The organism is Aliivibrio wodanis, assembly GCF_052920805.1.
This window is the reverse complement of record NZ_JBREXA010000011.1, coordinates 1-11261: the sequence shown is the minus strand read 5'-3', so window position 1 is coordinate 11261 and position 11261 is coordinate 1. Positions and strand designations below refer to the sequence as shown.

The 11261-nt window shown below is 38.1% G+C and carries 6 protein-coding genes, 1 pseudogene and 1 riboswitch; of the genes and pseudogenes, 5 read left to right on the top strand and 2 right to left on the bottom strand.

The genetic code is table 11. The annotated features are described in order from the left end of the window. The first annotated feature begins 204 nt into the window (after window positions 1–204). The 4 genes from ACU5DF_RS23605 to metH all read left to right on the top strand — a co-directional run bounded on the left by ACU5DF_RS23605 (window position 205) and on the right by metH (window position 6225). The gene (locus ACU5DF_RS23605; RefSeq protein ID WP_446714353.1) at window positions 205–723 is read left to right on the top strand and encodes a hypothetical protein; all 519 of its coding nucleotides are present in this window, start codon (window positions 205–207) and stop codon (window positions 721–723) included. A 147-nt stretch (window positions 724–870) separates the two neighbouring features. Continuing rightward, the gene (locus ACU5DF_RS23600; protein WP_446714352.1) at window positions 871–2121 is read left to right on the top strand and encodes a ParA family protein; all 1251 of its coding nucleotides are present in this window, start codon (window positions 871–873) and stop codon (window positions 2119–2121) included. Between the two features lies 1 nt (window position 2122). Then, a complete protein-coding gene (locus ACU5DF_RS23595; RefSeq protein ID WP_446714385.1) occupies window positions 2123–2404 on the top strand; it encodes a hypothetical protein in 282 nt (93 codons plus the stop codon). Between the two features lie 140 nt (window positions 2405–2544). Further along, complete coding sequence (gene metH / locus ACU5DF_RS23590; protein ID WP_446714012.1) at window positions 2545–6225, top strand: methionine synthase; 3681 nt, start codon at window positions 2545–2547, stop codon at window positions 6223–6225. Between the two features lie 85 nt (window positions 6226–6310). Here metH and lysC read toward each other — a convergent pair whose 3' ends face one another. After that, window positions 6311–7663, bottom strand: coding sequence for a lysine-sensitive aspartokinase 3 (gene lysC / locus ACU5DF_RS23585; protein ID WP_446714013.1), 1353 nt, complete (start codon window positions 7661–7663; stop codon window positions 6311–6313). A 67-nt stretch (window positions 7664–7730) separates the two neighbouring features. Next, window positions 7731–7904, bottom strand: a riboswitch (Lysine riboswitch). Between the two features lie 216 nt (window positions 7905–8120). On the opposite strand from lysC, the gene ACU5DF_RS23580 reads away from it, so the two are divergent. Then, window positions 8121–9230 (top strand): pyridoxal-phosphate-dependent aminotransferase family protein, encoded by a 1110-nt coding sequence (locus ACU5DF_RS23580; protein ID WP_446714014.1) that lies wholly within the window; start codon window positions 8121–8123, stop codon window positions 9228–9230. 47 nt (window positions 9231–9277) lie between these two features. Here ACU5DF_RS23580 and ACU5DF_RS23575 read toward each other — a convergent pair. Then, a pseudogene (locus ACU5DF_RS23575) lies at window positions 9278–11064 on the bottom strand (PglL family O-oligosaccharyltransferase). Window positions 11065–11261: the final 197 nt, after the last annotated feature.

The window sequence follows — 11261 nt, the reverse complement described above, 5'->3', positions numbered from 1 at the left end:
TTATGGGAAAGGTTGAGGCTCTATAATTACTTGTTTTTTTATAACTTGGCCTATAGATGTTTCATTTATATTGATTAGAACACGTTCTATTAGATTATTATTTTCTAGTCGTTACTTCCAGAATACTGGTCTACGCACTCACTACACAGTTGGATTTCGTCCGATATTAAACCTTCGTTATCAATTTCTTCTATGATGAGAGGTTTGAAATTTTCCTATTGGTTTCATGCTGAAAGAGTAAAAGCAAAACAAAGGATAAATATAGGTGATGCGGTTAAATTGTACGCAAAGCAAGATGATATTAAAGATAGTGCTACAACGGTTAAATTGTCTTTTGAAGCAATTAAACGAGCAGGGAAGCTAGAGCTAGCCACATTAATATCTAAGCAGATGATATGGCGTTTTAATAATGATATAGCGAGCATTAGCTATGTTTTTGAGCCATTGAATACCGATTTCTACCAAAAGGTGAGAGAATCACTCGATGGATTGATTGGAATAGTTGGTTCAAAAGGTAGTCCAGAAACCTATGGGCAATTTATTGAGTGGTTAGACGGTATTGACCAATCTCTGGAAAATAAAAATATGCCTGAGTATTTAGAGGCTGAGTTTGGTTTTAAACTCTCACGCTTTAACTCTAGAGATTCAGAAATTCTTGAAGATGATTTACGTAAAGTGATAATGCACAGAAAAGCCTTGTCTGTACTGATTTTAGGAGAATAAAAACAACCCCCATTGTCCCCAGATAAACAGACTAAAATCTCACAAATTAAACCATTTGAGATAAAAAACACACTCTAATGGTTTAATTTCTCGCTCTAGTGCTTTATCATGTATACATAGTTTTTTATGAATACCGAGGCAAATGGAATGGGCACAATTCTTGATTCTTTAGATCTTGTTTCAGAGCGAATGCAACAAGAGCAATCTGATTTAAAAGCAGTAATAAAAGAGCGAATGCAAATCAACGTGACTGACACTGAAATTAAAGACAGTGTTGATCGCCTTATTTACAACCACTGTTTAAAAAAGAAAGAGCTTCAAGAACTGTTTGGTTTATCTCGTGTGACATTTAATACTCGTATAGATGAAGCAATGGAAAAGGGCGTTATTGGCCAACCCATTATTCAAGGCCGAACCCATTTATACAACCGTTTTGATGTTGCCAATTTTATGGATTACATGGCATATCCAAAATATTCACAACGCTTTGAACCAACAACCATTGTTGTCGAAAATCACAAAGGCGGAACGGGTAAATCAACAACAACTGTTACGCTTGCGACTGCTGCCGCGTTAGACTTAAACCTAAATGCACGTTGCTTGATTATTGATTTAGATCCACAAGGTTCAACAGGACAAAATCTTATCCATCAAGCAGACGATGAATCGGTATACATGACAGCCGTTGATGTAGCCTTATCAGAATTAGAGCCTGAAGGTGATTTCGCGCAGTACTTAGCTTCTGGTTATGATTATGCTGAATTGGTAAAAGCAATTCCTTTCAAAACCCATTTACCGAATCTTGATGTAATTCCTGCTTTCCCATCAGACGAGCGTTTTGTTGATGCCTACTGGGGACAAGATGCAGAAGGGCAACAACAACTATTAACCTTGCTTCGTGAAAAAATCTTATCTGTACTAAAAGACGAATACGATCTTATCTTCATCGATACACCGCCGCAGAACTCGCCAATTTTGTGGGCCGTAAACGAAACTGCGGATGCGGTTCTTATTCCTGTCACACCACGTGAATTTGATTTTGCATCTACCAGTAATTACATGGCAACAATGCCAAGTACCTTTAGAGAGCTTCCATCAAAAGGTGAAAACCTTAAATGGGCAAAATTATTGCCAGTGAATTTTGATGAAAAGAGCGCTCATGAAGTGAAGGTATTCGATAAATTATTACGTGCCGCGCAAGGGCATTTATTATCAACCTCTATTCGACATTCAGAAGCTTTTGTTGCTGCTGCAGAAAGTAATAGAACCGTTTTAGATATTAGAAAATCAGAGCAGATATGCAGTGGAAAGCAATTCGATTTAGCAATGACTTCAGTGAACGCGGTTTACCACCAATTCATTACTGAGATTAAACAACTAGCAACCAAAGGACGATAAGATGTTAAGACCTCAAGATAAACGCACCGGTTTCAATCAAGGGAACAATCTTAGCAAATTACAAAAAAATGAAGGCGTAAAAAAAACCTTCACCTTTGCTAGTGGCAAGAAAGTAAGTGCAACACGCATTGTTGTGCCTGCAGTGATTGCTATCGTTGTCTGCATTTTTCCTATTTTGCTATTAAAAAATGCGATTAACATAGCAGCAGCTGCAAGAAAGCAGAGTGTGTTATATACGGACATTGTTAACCTCTATATATCTTATTTATGTAACAAAATGTGATTCAGGTCATTTTCCACTCAAATTGATAAATATCAAACTTTATTTCTAATTTGGATAAATAAATCTATTTTGGACGTCTAGATTCCTATTCGATGTGTGATAGGATTGTAACAGAAACGTATTATGGATGAGGCAGTACCGTGGCAGGAAGCAATAAGAAAACTGAAATAGAAAAGCACCTTCTGGAACGTATACTTTTGATCGATGGTGGCATGGGAACCATGATCCAAGAGTATAAGTTTGAAGAACAAGATTATCGTGGAGAGCGCTTTAGTGATTGGCATTGTGACTTAAAAGGTAACAATGATCTTCTAGTGCTTTCTCGTCCTCAAATTATTAGAGATATTCATTCTGCTTATTTAGAAGCGGGTGCAGATATCTTAGAGACTAACACCTTTAACTCAACAACGATCGCAATGGCTGACTATGATATGGAAAGTCTGAGCGAAGAAATGAACTTCGAAGCTGCAAAATTAGCAAGAGAAGTCGCAGATGAATGGACATTAAAAACGCCTCATAAACCGCGTTATGTTGCAGGTGTTTTAGGCCCAACGAATCGAACGTGTTCTATTTCTCCTGACGTAAATGACCCTGGTTACCGAAATGTCTCTTTCGATGAATTAGTCGAAGCTTACTCTGAATCAACTCGTGCATTAATCAATGGTGGTTCTGATTTAATTCTTATTGAAACCATCTTTGATACTTTAAATGCAAAAGCGTGTTCTTTTGCCGTTGAATCTGTTTTTGAAGAAATGGGTATTACATTACCGGTGATGATTTCAGGTACGATTACAGATGCTTCAGGTCGTACGCTTTCAGGACAAACTACAGAAGCGTTCTACAATGCTTTGCGTCATGTTAAACCAATCTCATTTGGTTTGAATTGTGCATTAGGACCTGATGAATTACGTGAATATGTAAGTGAGCTGTCTCGTATTTCTGAGTGCAGTGTTTCAGCACACCCGAATGCAGGCTTGCCTAATGCCTTTGGTGAATATGATCTCTCTCCAGAAGAAATGGCAGAACACGTAAAAGAGTGGGCCGAGAGTGGTTTTCTAAACTTGATTGGAGGTTGTTGTGGTACGACTCCAGAGCATATTCGTCAAATGGCACAAGTGGTAGAAGGGGTTAAGCCACGTCAATTACCGAGACTTCCTGTTGCTTGTCGTTTATCTGGTTTAGAACCATTAACTATTGAGAAAGACTCTCTTTTTGTGAACGTAGGTGAAAGAACCAATGTTACCGGTTCTGCTCGTTTTAAGCGTTTAATCAAAGAAGAGTTATACGATGAAGCCTTGAGTGTCGCTCGTGAGCAAGTAGAAAATGGCGCTCAAATTATTGATATCAACATGGATGAAGGCATGCTTGATGCTGAAGCGTGTATGGTTAAATTCTTAAATCTATGTGCTTCAGAACCAGAGATATCTAAAGTTCCTGTGATGGTCGATTCTTCTAAGTGGGAAGTTATCGAAGCTGGCCTTAAATGTATCCAAGGTAAGGGTATTGTTAACTCGATATCGCTTAAAGAAGGTAAAGAAAAATTCTTACAGCAAGCTAAGTTGATCCGTCGTTATGGTGCAGCTGTGATTGTGATGGCTTTTGATGAAGTGGGTCAGGCCGATACTCGTGAGCGAAAAATTGAAATATGTACTAACGCTTATAATATCTTAGTAGATGAAATTGGTTTCCCGCCAGAAGACATTATTTTTGACCCAAATATCTTTGCTGTTGCTACGGGAATCGATGAACATAACAACTACGCTGTTGATTTTATTGAAGCAGTTGCCGATATAAAAAGAACGCTTCCTCATGCCATGATTTCAGGTGGCGTATCTAACGTATCATTCTCATTCCGAGGTAATAATTACGTACGTGAAGCGATTCATGCTGTGTTCTTATATCACTGCTTTAAGAATGGTATGGATATGGGGATAGTGAACGCTGGTCAATTAGAGATTTACGATAACTTACCAGAAGATTTACGCGAAGCGGTAGAAGATGTCGTTCTTAACCGTCGCAATGATTCAACAGAACGACTACTAGATATCGCGACAGAGTATCTAGAGCGTGCTGTCGGAAAAGTCGAAGATAAATCAGCACTTGAGTGGCGCTCATGGTCGGTTGAAAAACGTCTTGAGCATTCATTAGTAAAAGGGATTACTGATTTCATTGTTGAAGATACCGAAGAAGCTCGTGTAAATTCTGAACGTCCAATTCATGTTATAGAAGGTCCATTAATGGATGGTATGAATGTGGTTGGTGACTTATTTGGTGAAGGTAAGATGTTTCTTCCTCAAGTAGTTAAATCTGCTCGTGTAATGAAGCAAGCGGTAGCGCATTTAGAGCCATTCATTAATGCAACTAAAGATGTGGGATCTACTAACGGAAAAATTCTTTTAGCTACAGTAAAAGGTGATGTTCATGATATCGGAAAGAACATCGTAGGCGTAGTACTACAATGTAATAACTACGAGATTATTGATCTAGGTGTAATGGTTTCTTGTGAGAAAATACTAAAAGTAGCAAAAGAAGAGAATGTCGATATTATCGGACTTTCAGGTCTTATTACTCCATCACTTGATGAGATGGTTCATGTCGCTAAAGAGATGGAGCGTCAAGGGTTTGATTTGCCACTTTTAATTGGTGGAGCAACAACCTCTAAAGCACATACTGCTGTTAAGATAGAACAAAACTACTCCCAACCTGTGGTTTATGTTAATAATGCTTCTCGTGCTGTTGGTGTTTGTACGTCATTGCTTTCTAATGAATTGAAACCAGCATTTATTGAGAAGTTGGATTTAGATTACGAGCGTGTGCGTGATCAACATAGCCGTAAAACACCACGAACAAAACCCGTTTCACTAGCAAGAGCACGAGAAAACCAAGTCGATATTGATTGGGTAAACTACACGCCTCCTGTACCTGTAAAGCCGGGTGTGCATATTATTGATGATATGGATGTTGCTACGTTACGCCAATATATTGATTGGACCCCTTTCTTTATGACATGGTCTTTAATGGGAAAATATCCTGCAATTTTAGATCATGAAGAAGTGGGTGAAGAGGCGAAGCGTTTATATAAAGATGCGAACGATCTGTTGGATCGTGTAGAAAAAGAAGGCTTACTAAAAGCGCGAGGAATGTGTGCTATTTTTCCTGCTAACAGTGTTGATGATGATATTGAAGTGTATACCGATGAATCACGTACTGTGGTATTGAAAGTTCTACATAATTTACGCCAACAAACAGAAAAGCCAAAAGGGTTTAACTATTGTCTATCTGATTATATCGCGCCGAAAAAGAGCGGAAAAGCCGATTGGATAGGTGGCTTTGCTGTGACTGGAGGTATTGGTGAGCGAGATCTAGCGGATGAGTATAAAGCCAAAGGTGATGACTATAACGCCATTATGATCCAAGCCGTAGCAGATCGCTTAGCCGAAGCATTTGCTGAGTATTTACACAAAGAAGTTCGTAAAGATATCTGGGGATATTCACCAGATGAAGATCTTTCTAATGATGATCTTATCCGTGAAAAATACCAAGGTATTCGCCCTGCTCCTGGTTATCCTGCCTGCCCTGAGCATACGGAAAAAGGAAGCTTATGGGAGTTGATGAATGTTGAAGAATCGATTGGTATGTCATTAACCTCAAGTTATGCGATGTGGCCAGGCGCATCAGTGTCGGGTATGTATTTCTCACACCCAGACTCTCGTTATTTTGCTATTGCTCAAATACAGCAAGATCAAGCTGAAAGTTATGCAGAGAGAAAAGGTTGGGATATGTTAGAAACTGAAAAGTGGCTAGGGCCAAATCTAAACTAAGATCTTTTTCATAATAAACATTAAAAATCCCATTAATAATCAATTAATGGGATTTTTTAGTTTAATAGGTTTAGAACATGATTTTCTACTTTTCAAATAGTTCTTTATGTAGAACTTGAACCGCACGTTTAGATTCTGATTCATGTAACAAGAAACATAAATTATGCTGACTTGCTCCATAACAAATCATGCGTAGATTGAAATCTTCTAAAGCTCCAAACACTTGCTTAGCATATCCTTTAGAGTCACTCATTTGATTACCAATAAGTGCAATTAGACATAGATCGTTTTCTATTTCAACCGTGCATAATTTTTCTAATTCTTGTTGGGCTTCAAAAGGTAATTCTGGCGCTTTACCGTTGGTATTAGTTTGGTCAAGAGTAAGAGCGACACTTACTTCAGAGGTGGTAATTAAATCGACTGAAATCTGATATTTAGCTAATATTTTAAATACTTCAGCTAGAAAACCATAAGCATGGAACATGTTTGGACTATGTAATGTCACCATGGTTTGATTGCAACGTAAGGTTAGCGCTCTAAATAATGGAGAGCTGTCTACTTTTTGCTTTATCCACGTACCGCCTTTTTCTGGTTCTTTTGATGAACCAACAAACACAGGGATTTGATGACGTAGAGCGGGTAATAGTGTTGATGGGTGTAAAATTTTAGCACCATAGTTTGCCATCTCTGAAGCTTCACTAAAGCTAATTTCTGGGATTGGAGATGCAGCAGGTGCAATGCGAGGGTCGGTAGTATAAATACCAGGAACATCAGTCCAAATTTCTAATCCACAAGCATTTACAGATTCAGCTATTAATGCCGCACTATAATCACTGCCACCTCGACCTAATGTCGTTGTATTTCCTTCATTATCAGACCCAATGAAACCTTGTGTTACGACAATATGTTTCTGGCAAAGAGGTGCGAGTTTAGCTTGAGCTAGCTGAGATATTTCTTCAAGTTGTGGCTCACCTTTACCAAATTGTGCATCGGTGCGAAGAACTGTTCTGATATCAAAGCGAACGGCAGAGTTACCGCGTTCAATTAATAGTTGAGTAAATAGGTGAGTTGACATGAGCTCACCGCAAGAAACAAGATGATCAGTGAGTTTATCACTTGATTGAAATGAAGCTGCATCGGCCGCTTTTTTTATGTCTTCAAGGATTTCAAGAATAGCTTTCTCTGGATAAATAGGATCAGAGAGTTGATCTAATACAGAAAAGTGAATGGACTTTAACTCTTCAAAAATATCTTTTTTTCTTTGGTTATCTTGTACACCGTTAGCGAGCTCTACCAATAAATTAGTAACGCCAGAGCAAGCACTAATAACCACAAGGTGAGTTTTTTGATTCTGCTCGACAACATGAGCGCTGCAGCTCATTGCTTCGAAATTGGCAACGCTAGTGCCACCAAATTTAGCAACATTAATAGGGTTCACTTTCCTGTCTCCCGACTACATCCAATGTGTAAAATAAAGGTGAAGGGGTGATAGCAAGAAATAAATAGTTGCTAGAAGCCCTTCACTTAAAAAATAAGTGACAATCGTTAGGATTCAGCCTAAACGACCGACGAAGTTTTCCCAATAAAGTTCGTCTCGGCATTACTCTCCCTCACTTAGTTGACTAGGAGTTTGGACTCCACAAATTAAGTTACCTAGGTAATGCTCCTCTTCTTTATGTATTTCAAAGGAACAAAATACGTATTAATAATGTGCTTTTTTATGGCTTAAATGTCAACAAGTGGTAACAACTTTATTTGTATTTCTTCTCTTTAAAGTAAAAGTAGGTGTTTTGATGGTGTTTTTTCTAGTTTAGTCACTCTAATGACTTAGTCTAATTGAGTTTAATTATTTTTGTGTCTATTCTTTGTACACCCTATATTTCAAGGAGTGAATAATGCAAAGTTTTATCCCACCAAGAAGAACCCTTATGGGACCTGGTCCATCAGATATTTCACCACAAGTATTACAAGCCTTAAGCCGACCTACAATTGGCCATCTTGACCCATTATTCATAAAAATGATGGATGAGGTTAAAGAGTTACTTAAATACGCATTTCAAACAGAAAACGAGTTCACGATTGCAGTATCAGCCCCTGGAAGTGCAGGAATGGAAACTTGTTTTGTTAACTTAGTTGAAGCTGGCGAGAAGGTTTTAGTTTGTCGTAATGGTGTTTTTGGCGAACGAATGCGACAAAATGTTGAGCGTTGCGGCGGTACTGCAATTGTTATTGATGATAAGTGGGGAGAACCAGTTTCGTTAGATAAAGTGAAACAAGCGTTAGAACAACATCCTGATATTACTATTGTCGCTTTTGTGCATGCAGAAACGTCTACAGGAGTATTGAGTGACGCTAGAGCTATTTCTGAACTTGCACGTAAGCATGGATGCCTAACCATTGTGGATGCGGTGACGTCATTAGGTGGCGTTCCATTATTGGTGGATGAATGGCAATTGGATGCGGTGTATTCTGGTTCCCAAAAATGTTTATCTTGTACACCAGGTTTGTCTCCTGTGACGTTCTCGAATAAAGCCGTTGAGAAGATGACATCGAGAAAGACGCCCGTACAGAGTTGGTTTTTAGATCAAAGTTTGGTGTTAGGTTATTGGAGTGGTGAGGGAAAAAGAAGCTATCACCATACGGCCCCAGTCAATAGTTTATACGCCTTACATGAAGCATTATTAATGCTAAAAAATGAAGGAATAGAAGAAGCGTGGAGTAGACATGCATATTATCATCAAGAGCTAAAACAAGGTTTAGAAGCTCTAGGTATTCAATTTATTGTTGATGAAGCTTATCGGTTGCCACAATTGAATGCAGTTTATATTCCGGAAGGTGTTGATGATGCTGCGATTAGGTCACGCCTACTGAATGAATATAATTTAGAAATTGGTGCTGGACTGGGAGATTTAGCAGGGAAAGCATGGCGTATTGGTTTAATGGGGTATGCGGCTAAGAAAGAAAATGTGGCTCTTTGTCTTAAGGCTTTATCTGATGTTCTTTAAGAATTAACCAAAAAACCGCTGAATAATCAGCGGTTTTTATGAATCGTTTATTTATTTTTCTCTTTTAATACAGAGGAGTTCTGGCGAAGTTTTTCATCTAATTCTACCGATTCAAATTTATTATTTGGAAATAAGAAAATCGCCTCTCTTCTTATATCTTCTGCATTTTGAACTTGCCCAAGAGCTTGATAAGCAATGATTAGGTTTTGATAAAATGCAGGTCTAGGCTTTGTTTTTATAAGCTCTTTTGACCATGTTATATAGGGTGTAATTAATTCTGATTTTTTATTCATAATCCCTATAGTTAGCTGAGCTGAAAGCACATCCCAATTAAATCTATCTTCCCAAGCAACAGGGTTAGTCACTTGATTTAAAATATCAGGGTTCATTGGGCGGGTGGTTTCAAATTTCGTTAATACCCAATTGGTATGCAGCGTTGAAAGCATATAGAAAGCAGTAACAATTGGGAGAACTAACGAACTTATACGTAAAGCTACTTTTATGATATCGCCGATATGGCGCTTTTTGTGTACTTACAGCTAAGTTGATCTATCCAAAAGAGAAGAATAATAAAAGTGAACCAATGAACCATTGAGTGATAGAACGGGTACTCTAATTGGCTATGAATAAAAATAGGAGCAATTAAGGCAAGTAAAGCAAACTGTGTATCTAGTTTACTTTTTCTTATCTTTAGCAGTACGCCACCAGCAGCAATAAGCAAACCTAAAATAGCGACAACACCTCCTTCTACTCCCCAATATAGAACTTCGTTGTGAGGGTGTTCCATCGAAGGAAGCCCAGGTCTATAGGTCGTTGAGAGTTGATGTTGTTTAGCTGTATACAAGGTGTATTCTGCTTCAAAATTCCCGTAACCATACCCTGTGATTGGTTTCTCTAAGAACATATCGAGAGCTTGAGGGAAAATGTATTGTCTCGCATTCGCTAAACTGGTTTTTTGAATGATAGTTGATGCGTTATTCGTCTCTTTTTCTTTTGATATTTCGAGGAGAGCATAATGACCACTAAAACCTATAACTATTGCTAATATCCAAGAAAAAAATCGTTGTTTAGTACAGTATTTCCACATATAGGGTGTTAATAAAGTAATACTAAAAATGGTAGCAAGCCATCCTGTACGAGATGCCAAGACGATAATCAGCGGTACTGTAAATATGATAGTTGCATAAAGCAGGGTTAGTGCAATGATGTTTTCACGGTATTTAGTCGGTTGTCTAGCTAGGAAATAAGAGGCAATAGCAAGCCCTGTAGCTAAGAAACTTGCCATAACATTAGGTTGTTGAAAAATACCATAAGGTCGATTAACGATAACGTTATAGCCAAAGCCATTACCTTCTTTTAGAAAGATATATTGGATGTAACCTATACTAGTCTCAATTAAAACAGAGCCAATAATACACCATAAAAGCCATTGCTTTTGTTTATTTGAAAAAGCGAATTGTTGCAATGTAATGAAAAAAATTAGCCCAGCCCATAAGCCTAAGAACTTACCGAGTGCTAATTCTGGTGAGGCATCATGATAAAATAAGGGGATAGAGAGTAGTATTACAGACAATGATAAAACAAGTGTTAAAGTTGAATATTTAAGGAGTCCTTGTTTGGCTATATGAAATACACCAATAGCAATAGCAATACTAGCAGGGATCCAAGAGATGGCATTAAATGCAAGGTGTAAGCCTGAACCGCCAGGGTTTGGTTGAAAGAAGTGAGCACAGACAAAGAAAAGAGTACTAAGGCTAAATAAAAAAGATTTAGTTAATGGTTTTCTAACCTTTCTTGCTTCTAGTTGCGTTCCTTGGGTAAGTAGCGTTGCCATGTATTAATCAATTCCTATTGCGAGCATGAATATAAAAAGTAAAGCCAACAAAATGCTGGCTTTATTCTATCGTATTCACCTTATAAAGTGCGGAATTTATTGCTTATTCAACATTGGTTTTAAGAAGCGTGCAGTATGAGAGCCTTCAACAAGAGCCACGTTCTCAGGTGTTCCTTCAGCTACAATCTCTCCTCCAC